Source organism: Chitinophaga sp. S165, from assembly GCF_003182155.1.
Lineage (GTDB): Bacteria > Bacteroidota > Bacteroidia > Chitinophagales > Chitinophagaceae > Chitinophaga.
The window spans coordinates 776,117-802,970 of the sequence record NZ_QGTG01000001.1 but is presented as its reverse complement, the minus strand read 5'-3'; the positions used below and the strand labels follow the sequence as shown (position 1 = coordinate 802,970).

Here is a 26,854-nt window from a genome sequence, read left to right as displayed (position 1 = left end):
TATTGCGAAATAGTGCAATAACGTAGGGTTTCTCCCTTTATCAATAGTCCCAGGCCACAACCTATTTGAATCTATTATTTACAGAAAAGCAATTCTTTATGGTTAAGCTAAAGATCAACCAGAAAGAGTACTCAGTGGACGCTAGTCCTGACATGCCATTATTATGGGCAATACGGGATGTAGTCGGATTAACTGGTACCAAATTCGGTTGCGGTATGGCCCAGTGTGGCGCGTGTACCGTTCATTTGGATGGAGAGGCGGTACGTTCATGTGTTACATTGGTGTCGCGGGCTGTAGGGAAAGAAATAGTAACTATTGAAGGATTATCTGCCAATCCGGATAACTATCTGCAGAAAGCATGGATAGAGCTGGACGTACCGCAATGCGGATATTGCCAGTCCGGCCAGATCATGTCAGCCGCCGTATTACTGAAAGAAAATCCAAATCCAACAGATGAAGACATTGACAATGCAATGTCTGGGAATATCTGTCGCTGCGGCACATATCCCCGGATCAGGAAGGCCATACACCTGGCCGCAAAAATGCAGCGGGAAGGAGGTAGCGGAAAATGAGTACTACAACAAATGTAAGCAGGCGTAATTTCCTGAAAACCGGCGCGGTATTGAGCAGCGGATTGCTGATATCATTTACGGTGCCCGGAGCAAAAAAACTCGGCGCAGCGGCGTCGATGGTAGGCCCACAGAGTGGGGCAGCATTCGCGCCGAACGCCTATTTGCATATAACTGCAGATAATGAAGTATTGGTATACCTGGCGCATGCTGAAATGGGACAGGGTATCTGGACGACGTTATCCATGATGATAGCGGAAGAATTGGATGTGGACGTCAATAAGATGACGGTTCAACATGGAGATGCATGGAAGCCATATCAACATACTGCCTTTGGTATCCAGATCACCGGAGGTTCCAGTACCACCTGGTCTGAATTTGACAGGTACCGTAAAGCCGGAGCTACAGCAAAAGCATTACTGGTACAGGCAGCAGCTCAGAAATTTGGTGTAAGCCCGGCTGAGTGTAAGGCGGAAAATGGTGTGGTGACGGCGGGCGACAAGAGCGCTACTTATGGCGAACTGGCTACGGCTGCAGCAACATTGCCGGCACCAGGAGAGGTACCGCTGAAAGACCCTAAGGACTGGAAATATATCGGTAAGGGTGTTAAGCGGCTGGATACGCCTGCTAAAATAAACGGTACAGCGAAGTTCGGAATGGACATGCAGTTTCCGGGTATGCTGACAGCCGTTGTATTACATGCCCCGGTTTTTGGTGCAAAAGTGAAAACGGTGGATGCAGCGAAAGCTAAATCTATACCCGGCGTAAAACAGGTAGTGCAGATCCCCGGTGGCGTAGCGGTATTAGCTGATAACTATTGGGCTGCCAAGAAAGGCAGAGCAGCATTGAAGGTGGACTGGGACCTGGGATCCGGCGTGAAGGTAGATTCAGCAGCTATGCTTACGCAATACAAACAGCTGGCAAAAACACCCGGAACGCTGGCAGGTAAGGAAGGGAATGTCGATAGTGCCATGTCAAAAGCGGTGAAGACCGTGGAAGCAGAGTACGTATTCCCTTATCTGGCGCATGCACCGATGGAGCCTTTGAATGTAACTATTCAACTGAAAGGTAATCAGTGTGAAATATGGACAGGTACGCAGATGCCTGGTATTGACCAGGAGGCAGCTGCAAAAGTCTTAGGACTGAAACCCGAACAGGTAAGGGTAAATACCGTTTTCCTGGGCGGAGGATTCGGAAGAAGGGCTACGCCGGCTTCTGACTTCGTGAAGGAAGCAGCCGAGATCATTAAAGCCAGTGGCAAGCCATTGGTGAAGATGGTGTGGGCACGCGAAGATGATGTGAAGGGGGGCTTTTACAGGCCGATGTTCCTGCATAAAATAACAGCTGGTTTGAATGCGGAAGGGATGCCGGTAGCCTGGAAACATACTATCGTCGGACAGTCCATTATGGAAGGAACGTTTTTCGCCGGAATGATCAAAGATGGTATAGATGGAGCATCTGTAGAAGGGGTAGTTGACTCTCCTTATATGGGAGCTATTCCTGACAGGCTGATCACCCTGCATTCTCCGAAGAACGAAGTACCTGTATTATGGTGGCGTTCTGTAGGTCATACCCATACAGCGATGGCAATGGAGGGGATGATCGATGAACTGGCACAGGCAGCAGGAAAGGACCAGCTGGCATACCGCCAGGAATTATTGAAATCACATCCAAGACATCTCGCTGCGCTGAACCTGGCAGCTGAAAAGGCAGGTTGGGGTAAACCTCTGCCGGCCGGCCGTTTCAGAGGAATTGCAGTGCATGAGTCGTTCCTGAGTTATGTGGCTCAGGTAGCAGAAATCTCACTCAATCCGGATGGTACTATCAAGGTTCACCGTGTTGTAAGTGCGATCGACTGTGGGCTGGCTGTGAATCCTGATGGCGTGAAAGCGCAGATCGAAAGCGGAATCAATTACGGGTTAAGTGCTGCTTTACTTGGAGAGATCACCCTTGAAAAAGGTCAGGTGAAACAAGGCAATTTTAACGATTACGTGGTGGCCAGGATGTTTGACACCCCTGCAGAGATAGAAGTACATATTGTGAAGAGCGACGGTAAAATGGGTGGTGTGGGAGAACCAGGCGTGCCACCGGTAGCACCGGCAATTGCTAACGCGTACTTCAATGCCACAGGCAGACGTTTGCGGCAACTGCCTTTCAACAAGGCGGTCCATTCAATAGATGCAGAGATGCAGATTCCTCACACGTAATGAGATGTTATGGCACAAACTACTAAGAATCAGATTTTTAATACAAAGAAGGCAGTTTATCTTCTGCTCGCTGTAACGGCAATTTCTTCAGTTGTAGTATCTTTCCGTACGGATGCTTTTAACGGGGTGCCGAAGGACGATAAAACAAAGCCGCCTGTTGCAAAAGAGGAGGCTGCAGAGCCGGACAGCGTGATCTCAAAAAAAGCGTTCCTGCAGGCATACAAGGTGCTGATGCACCCACGTTGTATGAACTGTCACCCGACAGGCGACAGGCCTTTACAGGGAGATGACAGCCACATACATACCATGAATGTACAGCGAGGGGAAGACGGTAAGGGGCTTTACGCAATGAAATGCTCCAACTGTCACCAGCCGCAGAACACACCAGGCCTGCATATGCCGCCAGGTAACCCGAACTGGCATTTGCCACCGGCTGATATGAAAATGGTATTCCAGGGCAAAACGCCCAGACAGCTGGCAATGACCATGCTTAACAAAAATGAGAACGGTCACAAAGACCATGAAGCGCTGATTGAACACGTAAGCAAAGATTCACTGGTTGGCAGTGGCTGGAACCCGGCAGAAGGATTGGCTCATTTACCTATGACCCGCGCCGAATTCGTGAAACATTTTAAAACATGGCTGGATAAGGGCGCTTACTTGCCAGATAAATAAGATGAAAGAAATTGAGGATATTTTAAGAGCGTATACAGCGTCCCGTGAAACCGGAAAGAAAGTGGCGTTGGCTACTGTGGTACATGTGGAAGGATCGTCTTATCGCCGTCCCGGCGCCAGGATGCTGGTAACGGAAGATGGTGAGATGACCGGCGCTATCAGTGGCGGATGCCTGGAAGGGGATGCTTTGAGAAAAGCGCTCCTGGCCATCATTCAGCAACAGAATAAGCTGGTGACCTACGATACGACAGATGAGGATGATGCGAAAATAGGTGTACAGCTGGGATGCAACGGTATCGTTCATATCCTGTTCGAGCCGATTGATCCTGCAGACCCGCTTAATGCCATCAGGCTGTTGGAACAGGTGATGGGAAAACGCGAAGACGCTGTGTTGGTAACTCTTTTCAGGTTAAACCAGGCTGCGGAGCAGCCTGGTACCTGTCTTCGTTATTCAGGGAACGATTTTGCAGGAAGTCTGGAAGAAGGAGAACTGAAAACGGAGATCGTGAAAGACGTGCTGGATGTATTCAGTACCAAACGGGGGATGGTAAAACAGTATGGAGATGAAAAACCGGCATTACATGGTTTCGTCGAATTATTGAAACCGCCTGTATCCCTGGTAATAGCAGGAGCAGGAAATGACGCAATCCCATTGGTAGAAATAGCCCGTATCCAGGGCTGGCATACGACCGTAGTAGATGGCAGGGCCTTATATGCCACTCCAGCCAGGTTTCCCGGCGCCCGAAGGGTGATCGTGAGCAAGGCGGCTGAAGTGCTGCAAAAGGTAGCCATTGATGAAAGGACGGTTTTTGTGCTGATGACCCATAATTACAATTATGACCTGGCACTGCTGGAAATACTGCTGCAAAAAGAAGTAACTTACATCGGTACGCTGGGGCCAAAGAAAAAGCTGGAGCGCATGCTGGAGGAACTGGCGGCAAAGGGGATCACGATCGGAGACGAAGAAAGGGCCAGGATCCACGGACCGGTGGGATTGGACATTGGCGCAGAAACAGCTGAAGAAATTGCATTGTCTGTGACGGCTGAAATAAAAAGCGTACTTTCAGAAAGGACTGGCATTCCTTTACGAGAGAAAAACGGGCCGATACATACTTTGTAAATCGTATGGATATGGGAAACTACGGTGTAATTATTTTGGGTGCGGGAAATTCATCCCGCCTGGGACAACCGAAACAACTGCTGATGTATAAGGGCAAAACCCTTATCTGTCAGATGGCGGAAGAAGCAATTGCTGCGGTAGGTAGTCCCGTTATTTTGGTAACAGGAGCGAACGCTCCACAGATATTGGAAAAACTTTGCGGATTCGCAATTGAAATAGTGGAAAATGATCATTGGGTTGAAGGGATGGGTTCTTCGATCAGCACAGGAATGAAGGCCCTGGCCAGACATCAGGACCTGGAGGGAGTGATCATCATGGTGTGTGATCAGCCATTCGTAAACGCAGGACTGTTAAAACAGCTAATGGACCAGCAGGTAATTGCCGGGAAAGGTATTATAGCTTGTACCTACGATAATACTGCCGGAACACCTGTGCTTTTCAATAATACCTACTTCGATGCGCTGACGGCCTTAGAAGGGCAGGAGGGCGCTAAGAAGATCTTGCAGCAATCGACAGACGACCTGGCCCTGGTGCCTTTTCCACTTGGAGCTTTAGATATTGATACAGCTGAAGATTATCAGCGATTATTAACAGGGCAAGTTTTAGCAGATGATAATTGATTCGTTTAATCGTGTGCATGATTATTTGAGGATTTCCCTGACAGATAATTGTAACCTGCGTTGCTTTTACTGCATGCCGGAGGAGGAATATGATTTTACACCGGCTTCCCGATTGATGCAGGCCGATGAAATAGCCACTTTGGCAAACATCTTTACCGCAAATGGTGTAAGTAAGATCAGGCTTACCGGTGGAGAACCACTCGTAAGAAAAGATGCGACGAAGATCATCCTTTCGCTTTCGCGCCTGCCTGTGGAATTAACCATGACAACCAACGGCGTTCGCCTCCATGAATTCGCAGATGTACTGGAGGAAGCTGGCGTCCGTTCCCTTAATATCAGTCTCGATACTTTGCAGGCAGACAAGTTTATGCTGATCACCCGGCGTAACCTCTTTCATCAGGTGAAAAGCAACATCGATCTGCTGATAAAAAAAGATATTCGTGTGAAGGTAAACGTAGTCGTGATGAAAGATCTGAACGACAGTGAGATCAATGATTTTGTGGCCTGGACGAAACATACGCCTGTGCATGTACGTTTTATAGAGTTCATGCCTTTTAACGGCAACAGGTGGACCAGCAATAAAGTCCTGTCTTTCCAGGAGATCTTACATAGTATCAGTACGGAATACGATTATCTGCCATTGAAGGGAGGTGCCCATGATACAGCTAAAGGCTTCATTGTACCGGGTCACGCAGGTACATTCTCTGTTATCAGCACAATGACGTCTCCCTTCTGTGATACCTGCAACAGGATGCGCCTTACTGCCGACGGAAAGCTGAAGAATTGCCTCTTCTCAAAAGGGGAAACCGATCTGCTGACCGCCCTGAGAAATGGTGAAGATGTATTACCGCTGATCCAACAGAACATCCTCAGTAAAGCGAAGGCGCTGGGAGGCCAGTTCTCAGGATTGGAAGACGTCAAAGCTGCTGCGCTTGAAAACAGGAGCATGATCACAATAGGAGGCTGATTATGGGAAGAACTTCATCATAATGTAATGGCTGGTGTAATTGATTGTGCGGTGATCCGGGAAACACATTACATAAGACTAACGTTGGATCATGAAAATATGCGTTTATAGCGATATGTTTGTGATAATCATAACCGGAATCAGATAAATGGAAAAAGCAATTAAAGACATATTGGTGAACGGCGCATTGAAGGTGAATGGCAGTTTGTGGGTAGAAGGCAATGGCAAACGTTTCTTCGGTCCCGGACCGGTGGAATTGCTGGAGCTAATCCAGGAAACCGGCTCTATTAACCAGGCGGCAAAGAAGATGAAGATGTCCTATAAGAAGGCCTGGGAACTCATTAATAACCTGAACAACATGTCTGATACACCGTTGGTGGTGACCAGCACCGGTGGCGATAATGGCGGAGGTTCGGCTATTTCAGAAGAGGCCCGTCAGCTGATAGCTTACCATCGTGAATTGAGAGTTCGGTTCAGCAAATTCCTCGAAGAAGAGACACAACGCCTGAAATAAAACCCACATATGCACATCATTGGAATGTGCTTTTTTTACCTATTCGTTATATTCTGAAATACACAACGAGGCAAATAGCTATTATGACCAAACATCTATTCATCGCTTTTATTTTTCTTAGTACAGTTGCGTACGGACAGGATACTGCTTATTTGCAGAGAGACACAGTCGTAAAAATATTATCTGAAGTAACTGTATCGGCTTCCCGTACGAAGGAGAGTCTGTTACAGTCGCCGGTAAGTATTCAGAAGGCTGGGGAACAATATTTCAGGGTGTCTGCAGCTCCTTCTTTTTATGATGCCCTGGAACATTTACAGGGGGTACAGTTGATCACTCCAAGCCTCGGTTTTAAGGTATTGAATGCGCGTGGTTTTGCCAACACTACAAATGTGCGTTTCGCACAACTGGTAGACGGTATGGACGTGCAATCGCCACACATTGGCGGTCCTATTGCGAATGCACTGGGGCCATCCGACCTGGATGTAAGTAACGTAGAGATCCTGCCGGGTGTAGCATCTGCATTATATGGAATGAATACCGTTAACGGATTGGCTAACATCTCTACAAAAAATCCATTTACCTCGGAAGGTGTGAGTCTGCAGCAGAAAACAGCGTTGACACACCTGGGCGATGCAAACAGCGCAGTAAAAGCCTATACGGAAACAAGCCTGCGTTGGGCTAAAGTGATCAGCCCCAGACTGGCATTTAAGATCAACGTTACATTTAACAAAGGATATGACTGGATCGCGAACGATCATCAGGAACTGAACGGGAAAGCCAACGCGAGTACCGGTTTACTGGGACCGGATAACCCGGCACAGGACCCTTTAAGCAGTTACGGGAACGAATCCTCCAACAGGAAAACGATCACACTGGGCGGCCGTAATTACGTAGTAGCGCGTACCGGTTATGATGAGAAGGATGTGGTGGACTATGATTTGCAGAATATCAAGGCAGATGCAGGCATTTATTATCAACTGAAGCCCGGAATGACCCTGACTTATCTGTATCATATGGCACTGCTGGATAACGTATATCAGCGGTCGAACCGTTTCCGTCTGCAGGATTACCTGGTACAACAACATGGATTACAGTTCCAGTCAAACAGCGTGGAACTGAGACTGTATCTGAATCGGGAGAATACCGGCAATTCATACAATCTCCGGTCTATGGCCGAGAATATTGACCGCAACTACAAACCAGACGATAGGTGGTACGCTGACTATACCACTGCTTTCAATAATGCGACGGGGGGTGGAGCTACTATTGCAGATGCGCATCGGCAGGCAAGAACAGCGGCCGATGCCGGAAGATATCTGCCAGGGACAGAGGGGTTTAATAACACGCTGAACAAACTGGCGCAGATCAATAACTGGGACCTGGGCGCGGCATTAAAAGTAAAAGCAAGTTTTATACATGCTGAAGGTCAGGTAGATCTGACAGCACATCTGCTAAAAGATGTAAAAGAGAAACTGGGCATGCAGGTCCTTGCAGGAGGTGATCACCGTACCTATATCATTGAGCCGGATGGGAATTATTTTATCAATCCAAAGCAGGGAAAAGAGTACACAAATATTCATTATGCCAAGACGGGTGGATTTGTATCTGTTACGAAAATATTACTGGATGGCAGCCTTAAACTTGGGGCTATTATACGGGGAGATAAGAATGACTACTTTGACCTGATGATCACGCCACGTTTTACAGCCGTGTATTCGCCGGTAAATACACAGCACTTCAGAGCGTCTTACCAGAGTGGTTACCGTTACCCGAGTATCTTTGAAGCATATTCCAATGTGAACAGCGGTGGGGTGAAACGTGTGGGTGGACTACCTGCAATGTCACATGGTATTTTTGAAAATGCATGGCTGGCATCTTCTATTACCAGTTTCCAGCAGGCGGTGCTGAACGATATTAATACTGGCGTACTAACCCAGACGGAAGCTATTACAAAGAACCAGGGCATCCTGAAAAAGAATCCCTATACGTATATCAAAGCAGAACATGTAAAGTCGATGGAGCTCGGGTATAAAGGCATCTTCGGCGACGGCAGGTTCTTTATAGACGCGGAAGCTTATCTCAATAAGTACAGCAACTTTATCGCCCAAACCAATATGAATGTGCCTGATACGCAGGTGGCTGACTCTATTCCCTTCGCCCTTTACAGCAAAAACAAACAAAGCCCTTACCGTATGTGGACGAATTCGCAGACGGAAGTGAACAACTATGGAGGAAGTGTTGGTCTGACCTACACGGAAAATAATTACGTAACTAATGGAAATGTGACCTATGCAAAACTGAAGAAATCGGATAAGGAAGACGGACTGGAAGATGGGTTTAATACCCCGGCCTGGACAGTGAATGTATCCGTAGCAAAGGAACGCATATTTAAGCATGCAGGGGCCGGTATTTCCTGGAAATGGCAAAGCGGATATTACTGGCAGTCCTTCCTCGTAAATGGCGATGTAAAGGCTTATAATACCCTTGACGCACAGGTAACATACACGTTCGATAAGATCAACTGCCGGGCGAAATTAGGGGCCAGTAACCTGTTGAACAAGTATTACTACTCTTTCCTGGGAGGTCCGTCTATCGGTGGGATGTATTATCTGACGTTAACGTATGGCTTGCGTTAAGAAAAACTATTCAATTAAATAGTGGCCGTTTTGGTGTAATGAATGCCGTTGATTTCTGAGATAAAAATTTGAGTAAGACTATTTTAACGTAGATTTATTGTTAGAATAGTCTTATCTCAAATTTGATAATATGGAAGCCAACGTTAACAGAGACTCTTTCGCATACGGATGTGATAGTGTAAGACTTGAGAATGGGCCTTTTAAAGTGCACGCGGTAAGTGAACAATATAAAACAGCCACACCTTATGTCCGCAGGGATTTTTATAAAATAACTTTATTCAGAGGTATCAGCAGGTTGCATTATGCCGACCAGGGAATTCTGGTAGACAGGCCCGCACTGACCTTTTCAAATCCTTTAGTGCCATATAGCTGGGAACCCGTTTCTGAAAGATGGACGGGCTATTATTGCCAGTTTACAGAGGAATTTATCAATGTACGTGACCGTGCACATTTCTCCCTGCAGGATTCGCCTTTATTCAAGATAGGAGGTAACCCCGTATGTTTCCTGAGTGAGGAGCAGTACGCTACTGCAGAGAACCTTTTCAGGAAAATGATCGAAGAAGAAGCGTCTGATTACGTACATAAATATGATGTGATCGGCAACTATGTTAACCTGATCATTCATGAAGCACTGCGAATGCAGCCGGCGGCAACAGTGAACCGGTCAAGCAGTGCGGCAGTACGTATTACGATGTCCTTTATGGAACTGCTGGAAAAACAATTCCCGGTGCATTCTCCTTCACAGGCGTTATCATTGAAGACAGCGGGAGACTATGCCAAACATCTGACCGTACATGTCAATCACCTGAACCATGCCGTGAGAGAGGTAACGGGAAAAGCTACCACAGTGCATATCAGGGAAAGAATCATTGCAGAAGCAAAATTATTGCTAAGAAATACAGATTGGAGTATCGCGGATATTGCTTATAGCCTGGGGTTTGACTATCCGGCGTATTTTAATAACTTTTTCAAGAAGCAGACGGGCATGACGCCCCGGTCGGCGAAACTGGTCTAGAGCAGTGGGAGTAATCAGGCTACTCCCTGCTCTGTAGCAGATAATTTTTCTTTTACCTGTAAAAGACGGTCATAGAAAACCTCAAAAATTCCCACCCCTTTTCTTAATTTAATGATCTGAAGGTGACTGAATATAAAGGCAGGAACATTCGTAATAACACTCCCGGCACTCAGTTCAATTGTTTCAGGTAAATCAGCTGTTTTAAAAAATTCCTCCATCTCCTGGATCTCTTTGTCGGCATATTTCATGCGGCAAAGATAACCGTTAAGGGTATTTAAGTGAATTTTTTTATCTTGGGGCTGTCATTGTAAATAGAAACCCTGATGGAATTGATAATCAATGTTAAACAAGCGGGACGAAAACAGGCTTTACTCGAAAGACAGATGATCGAAATAGATGACATAGGCAACCAACCCAGCCTTCACAATTTGATCACGGCTGTTGTTAAACAACAGGTGATTACTTATAATAGTAAACCTTTTGAGAAGAACCTGTTACCCTTTCTAACCGACGAACAAATAGCAGATAAGGCATCAGCTGGTAAGATCGGCTTCGGCAGCATTTATAACGAACAGAAAGCTGATGTGGTGAAAGCGCAGGAAACTGCCCTACAGGCCTTTGAAGACGGGATGTATGCTGTATTTGCTGACGATGAAGAGCTGAAGCTCTTATCGGGACAACTAAATCTTTCTCCGGATACTGTGATCACATTCATAAGATTGACATTCCTTGCCGGAGGTTACAGATGATGGTACAAAACCCTATATAGTTATTTATATCCTTTTTAATTATGAATGTCCAACAATTCCTTGATACAAGGATTATCCCCAACTACGTAAACGAACTGGAAACCACCCTGAAATCTATTTATGATGGTACTGCCAGTCATGCGTTGCTGACAAAAAGAACTGCTGAAATTATATTGGTACTGATGGCCAAACTTCCTCCTTATCAGAATGAAGAGGAATATTTTTACGGCTATACTAATGTAGCGTATGGCGATAAACGATATATGAGGTTGGCGGAATTGCTGCCTGAGAATGAATGGAACGACCAGGAGGCTTATAACCTGCTCATCTTCCTTTTCGGAGAAGAAAAGGCGATATACGTAAAGCACGCCTGGTACAAGTTTCCTGAACTGATGTACCAGATAGGGTATGACCGCCGTTCGTTCCGGTCGCCTGGGAAGCGTGAATTATATCTTCCCAACCAGTGGAATTTCCTGGGTAATACTATTACACAAGCCTCTAAGCTGCAATATATCGACGGGTACGAGTATATATGCTACGATCTGGATATTAAAGAACAGATCATATGGGACCATCAGCTTCCAACAACGTCCCTGTTCTACCTGTGGGCTGCCGCAATAGATCTTGATGATAAAGGCGTGTTCTCTTTATTGGAAGATATTATTTTTAATAAAGAGGTTATCGGCAAGGTTAGCCGGGGTGTGATAAAGGCGCTGTTGTTAAGTGAAAAAGAAGCTGCATGGCAGCTGGTGGAGAAATTGCTGCTGGCTGCACAGCGACAGGAAGGGCTACGGCAAACCATATTGGAAGCACTGGATGAAAGCAGCAGAGGCGCATTGATCTATATGATCAAAGTATTGGTGGATAACAAAATGACCAGATTCTCCTCAGTCGTCAGAGCGATCGATGTATGGGCAGGAGTAAGCTGGGAAACAGAAAAAGCATCCGCAGTAAATGCATTCCTGCAAAAGGCATATGAGTACCTGTCCGAACCCGCGCGTATACCTGAGGGAATAAAGAGCCAGAACAATACAGATATTTATATGGCGCTATGGGCCCAGGGTGTGTTCGATATAGAACAGACTTTACCTTATCTGTTACAGCTGGTGGAAGATCCTTCTCCAGAGAAGCGTTGCGTCGCGCTGAAATTTGTGATGGAGGCGAAACATTTTGAACTGGATATGCCTGTTCTATTCCCTGCTTTGACTGACGGGCACCTGGTCGTTAACGGTATTGCAGTGAACATTCTTGAGTTTAGGATACCGGAGAACCCTGCATTTTATGATGAGCAATATCCCGATCTGTTTGGAAAGTTACAGGCCATATTGCAGCGTTCTGCAGTGAAGGAAAAAGCATTTAACAGTATCGCTTTTTCCTGGATGAATATAACATATAGCAGGAGCGCAATATTTGAGGTAATGCTGGCGCTTTTGCTGGATAAACAGGAACGGCTGGACCTTGTATTATCATATTTTGACGAGATGGAATTAAGTGTGAAAGAGCAATTGACTAGAGTAGTCTTGCCTGACCATACAAGTTATTACTGGGCGGAAAAGAAAGAGCTAAAGCCTGTAACTGATTACCAGCGTAATTTCTGTTTCCGCATATTGAAAGAAAGAGGAGAGTTTCTGCTGGATGCAGCATTTAAAGGACTGGCAACAACTACGCTGACTGCTGAAGAATCTGGTGTATTCAAGGAATTGCTGAAACGGAAAAGTGGTACAATAAGAGCTAAAGTCATAGCACTGCTGCTCAAACAGTCAGATAGTTTATTAAGCGATATTACACGTTCTCTGTTGCAGGGGGATGGTGAACAACGACTGGCAGGGCTGGACATTGCCTTGCAAATGCAACAGCAAAAAAGGGAATTGACCGCATTACCCGAATTACTGGAAACGTTTAAAGCAAGAAAGAGTATTTCCCAGAAGGAGGAAATATTACTTGAACAGCTTTCCGGCGGCGGAGAAACAAACAATTTTACTGCGGAAAATGGATATGGACTGTTTGACCCGCAACAGTTATCACCTGTTGTAGCGCCTGTAGTAGATACAGATGATCTGTATGGTAAATACCTGGCAGAAGGAGAATATGGTTTTTCTGTTCCGAAACAATCGATCAGGGTCGCACTGCAAGGGCTGTATGATTTATTTATAGCCCATAAGGACTATGAATACGAGACAGTGAACTATGACAATACAAGATCGGCCATGTTGTTGGGAAATATGTTCCTGCCAAAGAAAGGGTATCATCATAAATATGCGTCACCCCGCGAAGAGTACGAAGATCATCCATTACCGGAAGTGTGGGAAGAGTGGTATCAGTCGTCGGGTTTGGCGCCGAGGGACCTGTTCCTCTTAAACATCATCGCGGTGCAACGGGATTCGATATCCACTGACAGAGAGAGCTCATTTGCATTGCCATATATCCCGGTGTTGGATGAATTAGTGCCGGATAGCATGCAGGACGACAACCTTCAATACAGATGGTACAACCCGCTTACGAGGATCACAGGAGCATTATCATTTATTCATCCTTTTGAAGAGCAGGATGATTTTCTGATAGGGGCGACCACCCGTATTTTTGCTGCTTTACCCGATGACGTTTTATATCATAAAGACGAAGACGACGACGAGGATGATGATCGTTATTACCGCTGGCAGGATGGCTGGCAGGGCAATAACCTGCTAGACCTGTTCCTTGATAAGATAGATAGTCATAAGCTTCCCGACCACCTGGTAGAGAAATGCTGGCAGTTATTTCATTGGCGTCAATTTACAGGTCTCGAAGAGAATATTGTGCATCATCTTCCCCCGTTGAGTATCTTCTGCCGGGCATTTAAACTGGGAGTGATCTCTGAAAGTGAAATGTACAGGGGCATGTTGTCTGGCGACAATATACGGACACTGTCGTTTGTAAAGAAACCCGGAGAGAGTAACAACTACTTTGATCTTTACCCCTTTTTGACGCCTATGTTTGACCGTTTACGTGAGCACCTGCTTGACATAGAACTGAAAAGAGGCGACTCTGCAACACCGGTAACAAGATTAGTACAGGAGTTGCAATGGCTGGGAGGAGTGCAACGTTTTGTCAGCATCATGGCAGGGCTTGGAAAAACGGCGTTACATAGGGGATATGTTTATTCTTCAAACGAATATAGTAAACAGCAAATGTTCAGTGCATTGCTGAAACGTTGCTATCCACTGGTAACAGATACACAGGAGATATTTGAAGAATGCGTCAGCAAACTCAAAGTATCTGATACGCAACTTCTCGAGGCGGCAGTATATGCGCCACAGTGGCAGAAGTTCATCAGCAGATATCTTAACTGGAAAGGATTGGATGCAGGCATCTGGTGGATGCATGCGCATACTAAAACATCGGGTTACGGGGAAGATAATGCGGAAGCAGAAAGTGAAATAGCAAGATATTCCGCTGTTGATATTCAGGACTTCAGGGACGGAGCTGTTGATAAGGACTGGTTCGAAACAGCCTATAAAGAACTCGGACAGGAGCACTGGCAAAAGGTATACGATGCTGCAAAGTATGTCAGTGATGGTAATGGTCACAGGAGGGCCAGGCTGTACGCCGACGTGATGACTGGAGATCTGAAATTGAAAGAAGTGGCACAGAAGGTAAAAGAGAAGCGCGACCAGGACTATCTGCGTATTTATGGGCTCATTCCGCTCAATAAGTCCAATGCGGAGAAAGATGTGTTGTCCCGGTATGAATATATTCAGCAGTTCAAAAAAGAAAGCAAACAATTCGGTGCACAGAAACAGACAAGCGAGGGCCTGGCTATCCGTATTGCAATGGAAAACCTGGCGAGGAACGCCGGATACGCTGATCCCGTAAGGCTGACCTGGGCAATGGAAACAAAGCAGGTGCGGGATATCCTGTCGAAAGAGACACAGGTGCAATACGACGATGTATTGATCGGTCTTGTAATAAACGAAGATGGTGAGGCTGATGTGGTGGCCTTTCGTAACGATAAGAAACTGGCAAGTGTGCCGGCAAAGTATAAAAAGGATAAGAAGGTGCTGGAACTGAGCGAGTTCAAAAAGACGCTTCGGGAACAACTGCGCCGGTCACGTAAGGCATTGGAAGATGCAATGGTAAGAGGTGATGGCTTTCAGCTGGAGGAACTCGGCAACCTGTTCACCCATCCGGTCATTTCAAAACACCTGCAGAAACTTGTTTTCATCGGTAAAAAAGGACATGGGTTCTATAGCGGTGGTCAGCTGACATCTGCAAATGGAAAGATGACCACACCAACGAACGATGAGCTGATCAGGGTCGCTCACTGTACCGATCTGTATGCCAGTGGTGAGTGGAGTGACTATCAACGTTCTGCCTTTGACCAACAACTGCAGCAGCCCTTTAAACAGGTATTCAGGGAGTTGTATCTGCCATTAGCTGAAGAACTGCAGGATAAGGCTGTTTCACGCCGTTATGCCGGGCATCAGGTTCAACCTTCACAGACAGTGGCCTTATTGAAATCCAGGGGCTGGAAAGTAGATTATGAAGAAGGATTACAGAAGGTGTTCCATAAGGAGGGATTTGTTGCCAAAATGTATGCCCAGGCTAACTGGTTCACACCGGCAGAGGTTGAAACGCCGGTACTGGAAGAAGTGATCTTTCATGATCTGAAAACGTATAATAACGTCGCTTTTGAAGATATTAACCCACGCATTTTCAGTGAGGTTATGAGAGACATTGATCTTGTGGTGAGTGTAGCGCATGTTGGCGGTGTAGACCCTGAAACCAGTCATTCCAGCATTGAAATGCGTACGGCATTGCTGCGGGAAACTGCGAGACTATTCAAGCTGGAGAATGTGACGGTGAGTGGCACACATGCGAAGATTGCAGGGCATCATGGAGAATACAGTGTGCATCTGGGTAGTGCGGTGGTGCATCAGATGCCGGGCAGGTACCTGTCTATTCTGCCGGTACATTCTCAGCAGCGGGGAAGGTTGTTCCTGCCGTTTGCGGATGATGATCCGAAATCGGCCGAGCTGATCTCGAAAGTTCTGCTGCTGGCACGGGATAAAGAGATCCAGGACCCGACCATTTTGCAGCAACTGAAGTTTTAAAGCAGGTCTTCGTCATCAACGAAGGCAGCTACACGGCCGATCTGGCCGTCTTCCAGTTTTACTTTAATACCCCGGGAATGGTAAGGGGCGGAAGTGAGGATACTTTTAACAATGCCATACGTGAGCGTACCGCTACGCTGGTCTTTTTTAAGAATGATCGCCACTGCCAATCCCGGGTATATATCTTTTCTGTACTGACCGTCCATAGTGTAAATTATGGGCGCAAAGGTAGGGATTTTTACCTACCGGAGTATTGCTGTGTTGTTGCTAACCAAGCGATCTTCAGGCAATTATTTGAATAAAAAAGTATCCGTTTAAGATTAAATGTTTTAAAAAATGCCTATGTTTGCGATACAGCTATTAGGACAAAATTTTGGATAGTTCCGTGTTAGATACTGTAGCGAAAATCCTTCTATCCCCATTTTTGTTAGAACCAAAGACACAATTGATGAGACTTGTTATGTTTGCTCACTTTTCGCAATAATTACTTTAAATAATTGTTTGCTTTCCTGATTAATAAACTACTATCAAGACAAAATGCTGTTTCCCTTGTCTCTTAGGAAGTTATTAGCCCGAAGGTGGTTTGATCTGTTATACCGTGAAATATTTAATATCCCTTTTAGTCACTTTATTACTCACTGTGTGCCATGTACATAGTCAATCTGCAATAAACATGCAGATGTCTGACTATTACAGGAAGTGGAAGATAAAGCTTCCAAAAGGTCAACAATATCCTCAGTTCGGCGATAGTCTCTACTACTTTGTGAATGGAGATAATAAGTCTCCTGTAATTCTTGTTGTACCTTTTAAGCCCGTTGGCAATGATACAGTGATAGGTTATTATGAGCGTAAGAAAAATGCCCCGTATCCGGTAATAACGTCCAGGCGTACACCTCTTCTTACCGTACATGGGAACGTCATGTATGATCTTTTCTATCAATCCAATGTCGATACTCCTTTTGTACAAAAAGACGTTTACCAGCATACCCTGCAAACCAGCCTGGAACTGACATATAAGGACCGTTATCCTATACGTCTGAACTTTACGACCAGGATGGGGAACTCCTCCCTTTTCAGAAATCTGACAGATGCTAATTTGCAATTTACCAGCCGGGATTTTAAAAATGCCATGTTACAGCGTGCAAAAGGTTGGGATGCCGGAAAATATGCACAACTGGAAGAACTGGAAAAACTCAGAGCAAAACTGGAAGCCAAACAACTGGAGATCAATAGACTAAAAGGCTGGAAAACTGATCCCGCTTTCCTTCAACGTTTAGTAGAAGCCAGGGAACGGGCTTATTACGGAAAGATCCGGGACTCACTGGACGCCCTCGGCAATCCGGAAATGGAGATGCCCGATCTGCATATGGGTAAGAGAGGACTTGGTAAGCTTGAGTTGCCCGGAAGTATGAAAGGGAAAAAAGAAGACGCAGATTCAGCCTTACAGCGACTGACGACCCGCTACGAAAATGCAGATAGAAAACTGGATTCCCTGCAGGCGGAGCTGATGAAATTACAGGCGTTGTATAAGAAACAGGAAGATATCTACAATTTCAGAAAGGGTGCATTGGCGGACGTGCTGATACGTAGTAAGAATAATAAGGAACTGGCAGAGAATCTCAGAGAGGCAAATTTGCCAGATACGATGTTGCCTAAAGGATATAAACATCTGCTGGCAATCCGCTCAGTCGGTATTGGCCGCACGCTGGTCGACTACTCAGAGCTTACTGCCAAAAACATCAGTATACTAGGCGTACAGGCAGAATATAATCCTTCCTATTATGTGGGCTTTGCTACCGGCCGCGTAGACTATCGTTTCCGCGACTTTTTTACTAACGCGAACAGGTCCAGGCAGTATCTCAATCTCGTCCGTTTCGGACTGGGAATGCGGGATGGCAACAATATCATTATGACGTACTATACCGGCAAGAAGCAGGTGTATAATTTTAATACGACTCCCGGAGGGAACAACAACACAGACAACCTTGAACAGCGGATCATGGGCTTCTCACTGGAAGGCCGCTGGCAGCTGGACCAGAATAATTATATCATCGGTGAGGCAGCTAAATCTTCATTGCCTACTTATGCCAGACCTGTAGAGGACCATAGCAGTACATTGGCTACTGCGTTAAAGCTGGACGATCACTCTAATGAAGCATATTCGGTTAAGCTCAGTTCATTCTGGCCGCAGACAGGTACAAAGATCAATGGTATGTATAAGATGATGGGCGCTAACTTCCAGTCGTTCAGTCTCTTCACCACGGGATCTTCTCAAACAGGATGGTCCATTCGTGTAGATCAGCCATTCTTCAAACAACAGCTGACCATCAGCGGAAGTATTAAAAAGAATGATTTCACGACAAATTACCAGCAGACCAACTATCAGAGTAATACTGTCTTTAAGAGCATACAGGCAACCCTGCGGATGAAGAAATGGCCGGTACTGACAGTAGGTTATTTCCCAAGCTCCCAGATCACAAAGCTGAGTGACGACAGTTATACAGAGAATCTTTTCTATAATCTTGTTGGGACCGCAAGCCATTTCTACAGCGTCAGGGGGATTATGATGAGTACTGTATTCTCCTACACGCAGTTTTATAATAAACAGACCGATAGCAATTTCCTCTATTTCAACAGCAAGAATATGCTGTTGAATCAAACAGTTTTTGTCGGGAAATTCACTATCAACGGTGGAGGATCTTTTGCCACCAATCCTGAATATAACCTATACGGAGCAGACGGAAACGTGCAATATAAGATGAGGTCATGGCTCGAAATAGGCGGAGGCATGAAATATAATTATCAAACGGTGTATCAGCTCACACAGATCGGCTATTCGGGCAATGCAAGGCTCGCGATACCAAAGTTAGGAGAGATCGCACTCATGGCAGAAAAAGCATTTATACCGGGTATGGAAAAGCGCCTGGTATCCAGTAATAACGGAAGATTAACCTATACAAAGACATTTTAAACATGATCAAAATGAAAAAATGCCAGCTGTTACTGCTTGTTTTGTTCTTTGGTATGCAAGCCAAAGCACAGGTTAGCATGACTGCGCAAGTGCCTCCTGAAGGCGTATTGGCAAAAGCTCAATTATGGAATATAGTATTGGTATCTGTATCAGATGCTCCGGCAACAGTTAAAGTGGTTATGAGACTGGTAGATGTCAAGACTAACCAGCCTGTATTGACCGGTATTTCCCGTAACATCACGCTGGCAAAAGGAGCGAAGCAATTGCAGGTGGCCGACGTATCGCCTGTTCAGTATGAATATCTATCGAACGTGGCTGACAGAAGTCCGAATGGCCTGTTGCCCGTGGGTAATTACCAGGCATGTTACAGCCTTTATGTACAGGGTGTTGCTAACGGAGATCTGATCTCCGAAGATTGTAGCCCGTTCGCTGTAGCTCCCGTAGGACCTCCTTTATTGAATACTCCTGCCGATCAGAGTATACTTGAAACATTCAATCCGCAGTTCACCTGGTTGCCGCCATCTCCTGCAAGTATCTTCAGTAATCTGAATTACGAGTTACTGTTAACAGAAGTAAGGAATGGACAATCTGCCGTGGAAGCAGTACAACAGAATCTGCCTGTATACAGGCTGCCGTCAACCAACAATCTCTTCGCCAATTATCCGTCTTCAGCATTATCGCTGGATACCGGGAAACAATATGCATGGACCATTATTGCTAAAAACGGATCAGCGTTTGCCGCACAAACGGATGTATGGACATTCAGGTTGAAGTCTTCGTTGGTGAAACAGGTAGTAGCAGAAAACTCACATATCCAGCTGAGAAAAGAACTGGATGGCGCCGTAGCAGCGGTGACGGGAAATGTTCATTTCACTTATACCAATGAAGTGAATGACAAGAGTGTCAGATATGAATTGGTAGGTCTGGAAACAGGTAATACCGTGATCGCGTCCGGTGATCTGAATGTAAAACCAGGCGACAATATGATGGCATTTGAAATAAAAAGAAAATTCAATCTGGAGGAAGGGAAAAGTTACCTGTTGCGGGTGAAGAATTCCAGGGAAGAGTATTGGCAGATGAAATTTGTATATACGAAATAGTAACTTTAAGACGGTACTAAAGATTAAATCAAAGGAAATGAATGTGTTGAGAACCGGTATTATAGCCTTGTGTAGTCTCGTAATGCTACACAAGGCATCTGCCCAGGAAGTTAATGATACGGCAAAACTGTTCGTAGAAATGAAAGCTCTGCAGGGCGTATACAAACAGCCTTTGTCGTTCGATGTGAGGTATACCTATGCCAGTGAATTGCGTCCCGGAGAGTTGTTGGATTCATTGAACGGGCATATGGAGATCGCAGGTAATAAATATTACTATCAGCTGGCAAATACTGAAATGACAGCTAATGAGAAATATGTTATTACTCTCTTTAAGGAAGACAAGATCATGTATCTATCCAAATCCATGTCTCAAAATGCCATTGATCCGCTGGAACAGATGAGGGTTTCAATGAAAACGGCAGGTGTGAACCGGTGTATTGTTGCAGAAAAAGGTAAGCTGAAAACTATCACGGTCGGGTTTAAAGAAGGCGGTCCTTACAAGGAATTGCAGATGGATTTTGAGAAGTCTTCCGGCTATCTGCTGTCAATGAGATATGTTCTTAAAACGACCATGTTGATGGAATCAACCGGCGGAGCAAATACCGAAGCACCGGCGGAGTATGGGGAATATGCGATTGTACAGAGTTATTATAATAATTATAAGCCGCTTCAGTCTGAGGCTAGTCAGTTCGACAACACAAAATTCTTTTATAAAGAAGGCAGTGAATTCAAGCCGACAACGGCGTATAATGAGTATAAAATATTTGTGGGTTCTCCGGACCTGCAATAATTGGAATTGACAGTTGATTTAAGACATGGACACAATATTGGAGATGATTCTGGAGGCCGTCTGGAGAGTGATACTTATATTTCCCGGAGCATTTGTCCGGTGGTGTTTTACCGGGTTTAGAAAGTCATATAATGATCTATTATTTGACGATAGCGAGCTTAACGTTCTGATTGGAATTTTAACCACCTTCGTAACTGTGTTGGGTATTGTATGGTTAATGGTCTGACAATGCCCGGAAATATAACATAGGTAATGGCGTTATTAACGTCTAAAGCAGTCATTACTTCGGCCATTGCCGTGACCATATTTCCGGATAATCCAGTACGAGTCCATCATTATCTACCTCCAGTTCCGCTGTGAAACCTGAATATAAACTCTCGTACCTGTAAAGTCTGTCCGCCAATCTCGTATACCGCTGTTTCACGGGCTTGACATCCATCGCGGGCAGATCAAAATAGAGAACCGTGATCTCCCGCGATTGACCTATCATCAGGGACAACCTGTTCACTGCCAGTGTATTCGTGAACGGTGTAAGCGAAATATCAATATCTATACAAGCATCAAAGATCTCATGTACAGTTCCCTGTTTATCGTGCCATTTGTTATTCTCCCTGGTGAACTGCAGCTCTTTTTCTATATGATCGTGCGCCTTAATTATCACAGAGGTAGTTTCCCAATTAAGGTTAGCAGTGATTTTATAATCAACATGAAGCGGTTGATCATTCACCAGTCCGGTAATATATCCTTGTATATGATGAGCAACATCTGACTGAAGATGAAGATATTCGATGGTGTTATAGTAAATGCCACTCCAGACAATTTGCTTTGAGGTCATACAATTGTTTTTGGCAATTTACAGGAAAAATCAATCCGCTTTCAACACCTTTACCGGATCTTTTGATGCGGCCTTCAACGACTCCCAGCCAACTGTCAGCATGGCAATGCCAACAATGAGGGCGCCGGCAAGACCCGGCATCCACCAACTGATGTTTACTCTGTACGCAAAACCCTGTAACCACTTATTCATAGCCATGTAAGCCAGCGGGGTGGCTATTACGATGCCGATACCGACAAGCCGTATGAAGTCCTTCATCAATAAGCTGGTCAGGCTGGTAATGGAAGCTCCGAATACCTTTCGTACGCCGATTTCTTTGTTCCTGGCTGCAGCAATGAACAATACAAGCCCATATAATCCGAGACATCCGATCAATATTGCCACGAACGAAAATACCTGTATCAAACCTAACAGGATACTTTCGACCAGGTAAAATTGCGCAATCACATCATCTACAAAGGTCATGTGAAATACCTGTTCCGGATAAACAGCGTTCCATGCTTGCTCAATAGCTGCTATACTGGCGCCTGGGTGGAGTTTTAATGCAACCATTCTATTTTCCGAAGGATAGTTCAGTAATATAACAGGTTTTACTGCATGATGCAGGTCCTGTGAGTGAAAATCATCGACTACGCCGATAACCGTTTTGTCCTGCCCCCAGATATTGATCCGTTTACCGATTATGTCGTCCGGAGACGCCAGTCCCAGTTGCTTAACCAGCATTGTTGTCACGATGGCTTCCGCATTCAGGGTGTCATTACTCATAAAATTCCTGCCTGCAAGAAAGTGTAACCCAAAAAGTGATGCGTATTCCGTATCGCCGATCTTAACATTCGCTGGGAAACCGGCATTATTATTTTCATAGGTAAAGGGATTAGGATCGTTACGGCGGGAGGCAGGCGTCTCCAGTCCGAGAGACACCTGTTCCACACCCGGTACCTGCGATAATTGTTGTCGCAGGGTTTGTTGTTTGATAGCTGTGCTGGCGGGAATGGCTACCGTCAGTATAGCCTCTTTTCGAAAACCCAGGTCTGTCCGTTGAATATATCTGACCTGCGCGGTCATTACAATAACCGCTATAATAAAAAACTGTGTGATGAAAAACTGGGTGACCACAAGCGTCTTTCTTAATGTGACGCCTCTGGTTTTCGTAGCTGCTATCCGGCCATGTATTACGGCAATGGGAGAGAAGCGTGTAAGAACAATTGATGGATATAGACCGGCCAGCAAAATAACGGCCAGGATCAGTCCGATGAACCATCCCAGGGAATCGGGCCGGAATAACCATAAAACGCTGATATCTGCCCTTATCACAGATAGCGCATTGTTCAGCATCGGAAGGTTCAATTGAACGACAACAAGTGATATAACGACCGCCAGAAGCGTTACGATGCCTGTCTCGGTAAGGAATTGCAGGATCAATTGTGTCCTGGTACTACCGATCGCTTTCCTGATCCCGGTTTCTTTAGCCCGGTTGATGGCCTGTGCTGTGGCCATATTTATAAAATTGATACACGCTGCAAGTACGAGTAACACGCCGATAGCAATGAGTATATATAAAAGAGGACGGGGAACAGCGCCGCCATATTGTGTATTATGATTCAGCTCACTTAGGGGCAGTGCTTTAAAATCAAGTAGTTTTGCTTCTCCGGCGGATAGATATTTCCCGTGTACCTGTGAAAGTGCCTTTGTAAGCTGCTGTGGAGAAGCGCCATTTCGGAGGGCGACAAAACACATCGCCCGTGTACTACCCCAGTCTGTCTGTTTGATCACCGGATAGGACACCATTACTTCATATCCCAGTTTGGTATTGGACGGTGGATTTCCGATCACGCCTGTTACGGTCAGTTCCTGCTGATTATCAAATCTTAGTGTCCGGCCAATAACATCAGTACTACCGAAATACTTTTGCGCATAACGCTCTGAGAGTACAACCGTATTGGGCGAAGACAGCGCAGTGCCTTTATTGCCATGCAGCCATTGTACATCAAATACATCGAAGAATTGTGTCTCGGTGAAACAGATATTACGCGACTCCTCAAATTTCAGAGAGGTGCCGGGTATAGAGATCACCCGTCCAAAAAGATTCTCCAGTCTTACAGCATTTTCGACAAAAGGGTAGTCCTGACGAAGCATTGCTCCAAGTGCCCTGGGAGTAGCATCGACTGATAATGTATTTTCCCGGTGAATGTCTGTTACGATCCAGTATGTTCTGTCTGCTTTATGATGGTAACGGTCGAAGCTGAACAGGTAACTGACCAGCAGGAAAATCAGTATGCCACAAGATAGTCCTACGGTAAGGCCGATTATGTTAATTGTAGTAGATGTCCTGTTTTTCCAGAGATGACGGAACGATATACGGAGATAGTTAGCTAACATAACGGGCGTTTTAGATGGTTGTTATACCCATAGATGCATGAAGCTTACTTTTCCATAAACAAAACAGGGAAAAATGTAAAACAGGTAATATCAGGAGATGGATTGCTATACAGCAAACCGCTTAAAGGTCTCTTTGGTGATGATCTTGACATTTTCAGCGAGTTGGTCCAGGCTACAACTCAGCATCTTGATATTATAGGGAAGATTATCGTGCATCTCAATGAATTCGAGATGGAGGCCGCACTGATCTGTTACATCGGAGTTTCCCTTTAACTGGCGGAAGATGTTATCGGCAGTTTCCTTATGGTTGCCCATGGCGAATTTGCCGAAATTCTCATGTCCATCTATAGTCTTTAGGTGTAACAAAATATAAAAGGTCGTTTCCATAACACATACTTCTTTTAGGCCGTTAACAATTCCAGAAGACAAATTTATCATTTTCAGTCCGGATGCCTGCATATAAGCATGTGAAATTTTGTATGCTGATCAGATTGCCCGGATAGATCATCAGCTGATGATCTATCCGGGCAACTGGTCCTTTAAAATATTTCAGCAAGTTTCGTATCTAATTGCTCATAACTTTCACCGCCGCTTCCGAAGCGGGCCACGATAACACCCTCGGGATTGATCAGTATCTGGGTAGGTACAGCATGGACGCCATACATATTATAAATGTCCCCCGGTTGCGGTTTACCATCTTCTTTGAACTTGTTGGAATCAAGTCCGCGAAGAATATGGCTCCAGACAGCCACGCCATCCTTTGCAATCGCTTTCTTCCACTCTTCGGGCTTATTATCGTTGTCAGCGATGCCCAGTATTGCCAGACCTTTATCTTTATATTGGGCGTACAGATCTTTCAGGTGCGCGTTGTTCTTACGGCAGGGAAGGCACCAGCTGCCCCAGAAATCCAATAATAGATATTTGCCTTTGAAGGTCATCAGGCTGACTGGTTGACCATTCATATCCGGCTGACTAAACAGCTGTGCACGGCTACCTGGAGAACCGTTCTGTATCTTTTCAAGGATATCTGTCAGCTCTCTTCCATAAATGCTTGTTTGGAGCCGGGGAGAAAGTTTACCGATATAAGATTTCAGGGTTTCCGGTTTCATATAGCTGGTAAAATAGCGTAACTCTGCCGCCGTTACATAAGAGTCGGGGTGTGAGCGAAAAAAGCCATAACTGACCTCTCTGACCTTTTCCTGGAGAGGCAGCAATTTCTCTTTAGCTGCATCTGCTTTGGCTTTCAGCGTACTTAACTCAGCCTCGGATTTCCTGGTCTGGATAGCGTTCAGGTATTGTTTGTTAGCGTCTTCGAACGCACGGGACAGCGGCGCCATTTCCTGCTGCGCGCCGGCTCTTTCCTGCAATAATTCCCGGTATTCATCCTGTGTGCCCGACCCCGTTATAGTGGCCTCCTGGAAGGAGGGTGACTTTACGTCAACCGTAATGGTAGCCGGATCAAGATAGAAATCAATTCCACTCTCACCATTACCACTGATGGTTGCCAATACGGGTTCGCTGAGCATCCCTTTGAAGGAGAAGGTCCCGTTCTTAATGGCACAGCTGTCTTCAATGTAGAAGCCGTTACCATAACGAAGATATACGTAGCCGTTATCCTTACCTGTAATTGTACCGTTTAGCTGAAAGGGGCCGTGTTTTTCCTGGGCCATGGAACAAGAGGCCACAAGAAGACCTGTAGCAATAGTTAATAGCTTTTTCATAGGGTTGTAGTCCGAATAATGAATTAATGCTTACGTTAAATGATTTTAGTTGATTTGGGGTATCAATATAATAATTATTTAATAATTGGAGAATAAGGGGTTATGAGTAGAGCTGTACTTTCTCTATCATTTCTATGACGTTAGACACCTGCAATTTTTCAAAAATGCGCTTTTTGTAAGTGCTGACAGTAGAGATCTGCAAACTGAGTTTTTCTGCTATTTCGGCTACACTGGACCCTTTTATCAGCAGCTGCATGATATTGTTTTCGCGGCTGGATAAACGCTGAATAGGATTGGTTGTCGCTTTTTTATTAGTGAAATTGTTCAGTAATGTTTGTTTCAGCGCAGGACTGAGGTATTTTTCGTCCCGGAGAAGGGTCTTCGCGGCGTTCTTGATCTCTTCTATACCTGTCTTTTTGGAAAGGAAACCGTCAGCCCCCGCTTCGAGGTATCTCCATCCGAATATCTGTTCATCGTAGCTGGAGAATATCAGGATCTTAATGTCGGGATGCCTCAGACGGATAACGTCGAGCATCTGGTGATTATTCCCTCCCGGCATATCAATATCCAATATTACCAGGTCAAATTGTTTGGTGGATAATATTTTCAAGGTGTCCTCGAAACTGGACGCCTCACTCACATGTGCATCCTCGATAGACTTTTGTAAAATGAGCGTAGTTCCATACCGGACCACCTCCTGATCATCTACAACTAAGATATTAGGCATAGCAACTTATTGTGTAAAAGTACGTTACGACATTTAAATAAACAATGAATGGAAGACGTACTACAATATTTTGTAGTAAAACTACTACATATTAATACAAGTTATTCTAAATAATTAAATCAAACAAGTATATAAATTTGTTGCATATGAAAACCATCATGTGACATTA

At 45.2% G+C, this 26,854-nt stretch carries 21 protein-coding genes; 14 read left to right on the top strand and 7 right to left on the bottom strand.

What is annotated here, in order from left to right; translation table 11 throughout:
* The first annotated feature begins 98 nt into the window (after positions 1-98).
* The 9 genes from C7475_RS02995 (at position 99) to C7475_RS02955 (ending at position 10,323) form a co-directional block, all read left to right on the top strand.
* Positions 99-572, top strand: coding sequence for a (2Fe-2S)-binding protein (locus C7475_RS02995; protein ID WP_110050889.1), 474 nt, complete (start codon positions 99-101; stop codon positions 570-572).
* Positions 569-2,776, top strand: coding sequence for a xanthine dehydrogenase family protein molybdopterin-binding subunit (locus C7475_RS02990; RefSeq protein ID WP_110050887.1), 2,208 nt, complete (start codon positions 569-571; stop codon positions 2,774-2,776). The genes C7475_RS02995 and C7475_RS02990 overlap by 4 nt, the downstream gene beginning before the upstream one ends.
* Before the next feature lie 9 nt (positions 2,777-2,785).
* Entirely contained in the window at positions 2,786-3,451 is a 666-nt protein-coding gene (locus C7475_RS02985; protein ID WP_110050885.1) for a hypothetical protein, read from the top strand.
* Between the two features lies 1 nt (position 3,452).
* The gene (locus C7475_RS02980; RefSeq protein WP_110050883.1) at positions 3,453-4,571 is read left to right on the top strand and encodes an XdhC family protein; all 1,119 of its coding nucleotides are present in this window, start codon (positions 3,453-3,455) and stop codon (positions 4,569-4,571) included.
* Positions 4,572-4,582: 11 nt separating this feature from the next.
* The gene (locus C7475_RS02975) at positions 4,583-5,191 is read left to right on the top strand and encodes an NTP transferase domain-containing protein (protein ID WP_110052795.1); all 609 of its coding nucleotides are present in this window, start codon (positions 4,583-4,585) and stop codon (positions 5,189-5,191) included.
* Complete coding sequence (gene moaA, locus C7475_RS02970) at positions 5,181-6,158, top strand: GTP 3',8-cyclase MoaA (RefSeq protein WP_110050881.1); 978 nt, start codon at positions 5,181-5,183, stop codon at positions 6,156-6,158. The genes C7475_RS02975 and moaA overlap by 11 nt, the downstream gene beginning before the upstream one ends.
* Before the next feature lie 148 nt (positions 6,159-6,306).
* Positions 6,307-6,672 carry a winged helix-turn-helix domain-containing protein gene (locus tag C7475_RS02965; RefSeq protein ID WP_110050879.1) on the top strand — a complete coding sequence of 122 codons (366 nt, stop codon included), beginning with the start codon at positions 6,307-6,309 and terminating at the stop codon, positions 6,670-6,672.
* Positions 6,673-6,755: 83 nt separating this feature from the next.
* Positions 6,756-9,308: a TonB-dependent receptor domain-containing protein gene (locus C7475_RS02960; protein ID WP_110050877.1), complete on the top strand. Its 2,553-nt coding sequence runs from the start codon at positions 6,756-6,758 to the stop codon at positions 9,306-9,308.
* Between the two features lie 130 nt (positions 9,309-9,438).
* A complete protein-coding gene (locus tag C7475_RS02955) occupies positions 9,439-10,323 on the top strand; it encodes an AraC family transcriptional regulator (RefSeq protein WP_110050875.1) in 885 nt (294 codons plus the stop codon).
* A 14-nt stretch (positions 10,324-10,337) separates the two neighbouring features.
* Here C7475_RS02955 and C7475_RS02950 read toward each other — a convergent pair whose 3' ends face one another.
* Positions 10,338-10,571, bottom strand: a complete 234-nt coding sequence (locus C7475_RS02950; RefSeq protein ID WP_110050873.1) for a hypothetical protein — start codon at positions 10,569-10,571, stop codon at positions 10,338-10,340.
* 75 nt (positions 10,572-10,646) lie between these two features.
* On the opposite strand from C7475_RS02950, the gene C7475_RS02945 reads away from it, so the two are divergent.
* Positions 10,647-11,072, top strand: a complete 426-nt coding sequence (locus C7475_RS02945; RefSeq protein ID WP_110050871.1) for a hypothetical protein — start codon at positions 10,647-10,649, stop codon at positions 11,070-11,072.
* Between the two features lie 41 nt (positions 11,073-11,113).
* Complete coding sequence (locus tag C7475_RS02940) at positions 11,114-16,162, top strand: DUF4132 domain-containing protein (RefSeq protein ID WP_110050869.1); 5,049 nt, start codon at positions 11,114-11,116, stop codon at positions 16,160-16,162.
* On the opposite strand, the gene C7475_RS02935 is transcribed toward C7475_RS02940, so the two are convergent.
* Positions 16,159-16,368: a YwbE family protein gene (locus C7475_RS02935; protein ID WP_110050859.1), complete on the bottom strand. Its 210-nt coding sequence runs from the start codon at positions 16,366-16,368 to the stop codon at positions 16,159-16,161. The two genes, C7475_RS02940 and C7475_RS02935, sit on opposite strands and share 4 nt — an antisense overlap.
* A gap of 467 nt (positions 16,369-16,835) precedes the next feature.
* Between C7475_RS02935 and C7475_RS02930 the strand changes: the two genes are divergently transcribed.
* Genes C7475_RS02930 through C7475_RS02920 form a run of 3 tightly spaced genes read left to right on the top strand, consistent with a single transcriptional unit; the run spans position 16,836 to position 21,023 of the window.
* Entirely contained in the window at positions 16,836-19,133 is a 2,298-nt protein-coding gene (locus C7475_RS02930; RefSeq protein WP_110050857.1) for a hypothetical protein, read from the top strand.
* 11 nt (positions 19,134-19,144) lie between these two features.
* Entirely contained in the window at positions 19,145-20,233 is a 1,089-nt protein-coding gene (locus C7475_RS02925) for a hypothetical protein (RefSeq protein WP_146217449.1), read from the top strand.
* A 37-nt stretch (positions 20,234-20,270) separates the two neighbouring features.
* Positions 20,271-21,023, top strand: a complete 753-nt coding sequence (locus C7475_RS02920; RefSeq protein ID WP_146217448.1) for a hypothetical protein — start codon at positions 20,271-20,273, stop codon at positions 21,021-21,023.
* A 280-nt stretch (positions 21,024-21,303) separates the two neighbouring features.
* Here C7475_RS02920 and C7475_RS02910 read toward each other — a convergent pair whose 3' ends face one another.
* From C7475_RS02910 to C7475_RS02890, 5 genes are all read right to left on the bottom strand, one after another.
* The gene (locus C7475_RS02910; protein WP_110050849.1) at positions 21,304-21,858 is read right to left on the bottom strand and encodes a putative glycolipid-binding domain-containing protein; all 555 of its coding nucleotides are present in this window, start codon (positions 21,856-21,858) and stop codon (positions 21,304-21,306) included.
* Between the two features lie 30 nt (positions 21,859-21,888).
* Positions 21,889-24,237: an ABC transporter permease gene (locus tag C7475_RS02905; protein WP_110050846.1), complete on the bottom strand. Its 2,349-nt coding sequence runs from the start codon at positions 24,235-24,237 to the stop codon at positions 21,889-21,891.
* A gap of 105 nt (positions 24,238-24,342) precedes the next feature.
* On the bottom strand, positions 24,343-24,624 hold the full coding sequence (locus C7475_RS02900) for a hypothetical protein (protein ID WP_146217447.1): 282 nt from the start codon (positions 24,622-24,624) through the stop codon (positions 24,343-24,345).
* Between the two features lie 152 nt (positions 24,625-24,776).
* Positions 24,777-25,958: an AhpC/TSA family protein gene (locus C7475_RS02895; protein ID WP_110050842.1), complete on the bottom strand. Its 1,182-nt coding sequence runs from the start codon at positions 25,956-25,958 to the stop codon at positions 24,777-24,779.
* Positions 25,959-26,058: 100 nt separating this feature from the next.
* Positions 26,059-26,685 carry a response regulator transcription factor gene (locus C7475_RS02890; protein ID WP_110050840.1) on the bottom strand — a complete coding sequence of 209 codons (627 nt, stop codon included), beginning with the start codon at positions 26,683-26,685 and terminating at the stop codon, positions 26,059-26,061.
* Positions 26,686-26,854 lie beyond the last annotated feature (169 nt).

What these genes read in the sequence shown, in the direction of transcription:
- moaA (WP_110050881.1), top strand. Translation starts at nt 5,181, where the DNA reads ATGATAATTGATTCGTTTAATCGTGTGCATGATTATTTGAGGATTTCC.
- C7475_RS02955 (WP_110050875.1), top strand. Translation starts at nt 9,439, where the DNA reads ATGGAAGCCAACGTTAACAGAGACTCTTTCGCATACGGATGTGATAGT.
- C7475_RS02960 (WP_110050877.1), top strand. Translation starts at nt 6,756, where the DNA reads ATGACCAAACATCTATTCATCGCTTTTATTTTTCTTAGTACAGTTGCG.
- C7475_RS02985 (WP_110050885.1), top strand. Translation starts at nt 2,786, where the DNA reads ATGGCACAAACTACTAAGAATCAGATTTTTAATACAAAGAAGGCAGTT.
- C7475_RS02945 (WP_110050871.1), top strand. Translation starts at nt 10,647, where the DNA reads ATGGAATTGATAATCAATGTTAAACAAGCGGGACGAAAACAGGCTTTA.
- C7475_RS02895 (WP_110050842.1), bottom strand. Translation starts at nt 25,958, where the DNA reads ATGAAAAAGCTATTAACTATTGCTACAGGTCTTCTTGTGGCCTCTTGT.
- C7475_RS02980 (WP_110050883.1), top strand. Translation starts at nt 3,453, where the DNA reads ATGAAAGAAATTGAGGATATTTTAAGAGCGTATACAGCGTCCCGTGAA.
- C7475_RS02995 (WP_110050889.1), top strand. Translation starts at nt 99, where the DNA reads ATGGTTAAGCTAAAGATCAACCAGAAAGAGTACTCAGTGGACGCTAGT.
- C7475_RS02925 (WP_146217449.1), top strand. Translation starts at nt 19,145, where the DNA reads ATGAAAAAATGCCAGCTGTTACTGCTTGTTTTGTTCTTTGGTATGCAA.
- C7475_RS02935 (WP_110050859.1), bottom strand. Translation starts at nt 16,368, where the DNA reads ATGGACGGTCAGTACAGAAAAGATATATACCCGGGATTGGCAGTGGCG.
- C7475_RS02900 (WP_146217447.1), bottom strand. Translation starts at nt 24,624, where the DNA reads ATGGAAACGACCTTTTATATTTTGTTACACCTAAAGACTATAGATGGA.
- C7475_RS02950 (WP_110050873.1), bottom strand. Translation starts at nt 10,571, where the DNA reads ATGAAATATGCCGACAAAGAGATCCAGGAGATGGAGGAATTTTTTAAA.
- C7475_RS02890 (WP_110050840.1), bottom strand. Translation starts at nt 26,685, where the DNA reads ATGCCTAATATCTTAGTTGTAGATGATCAGGAGGTGGTCCGGTATGGA.
- C7475_RS02920 (WP_146217448.1), top strand. Translation starts at nt 20,271, where the DNA reads ATGAATGTGTTGAGAACCGGTATTATAGCCTTGTGTAGTCTCGTAATG.
- C7475_RS02975 (WP_110052795.1), top strand. Translation starts at nt 4,583, where the DNA reads ATGGGAAACTACGGTGTAATTATTTTGGGTGCGGGAAATTCATCCCGC.
- C7475_RS02930 (WP_110050857.1), top strand. Translation starts at nt 16,836, where the DNA reads ATGCAGATGTCTGACTATTACAGGAAGTGGAAGATAAAGCTTCCAAAA.
- C7475_RS02940 (WP_110050869.1), top strand. Translation starts at nt 11,114, where the DNA reads ATGAATGTCCAACAATTCCTTGATACAAGGATTATCCCCAACTACGTA.
- C7475_RS02910 (WP_110050849.1), bottom strand. Translation starts at nt 21,858, where the DNA reads ATGACCTCAAAGCAAATTGTCTGGAGTGGCATTTACTATAACACCATC.
- C7475_RS02965 (WP_110050879.1), top strand. Translation starts at nt 6,307, where the DNA reads ATGGAAAAAGCAATTAAAGACATATTGGTGAACGGCGCATTGAAGGTG.
- C7475_RS02990 (WP_110050887.1), top strand. Translation starts at nt 569, where the DNA reads ATGAGTACTACAACAAATGTAAGCAGGCGTAATTTCCTGAAAACCGGC.
- C7475_RS02905 (WP_110050846.1), bottom strand. Translation starts at nt 24,237, where the DNA reads ATGTTAGCTAACTATCTCCGTATATCGTTCCGTCATCTCTGGAAAAAC.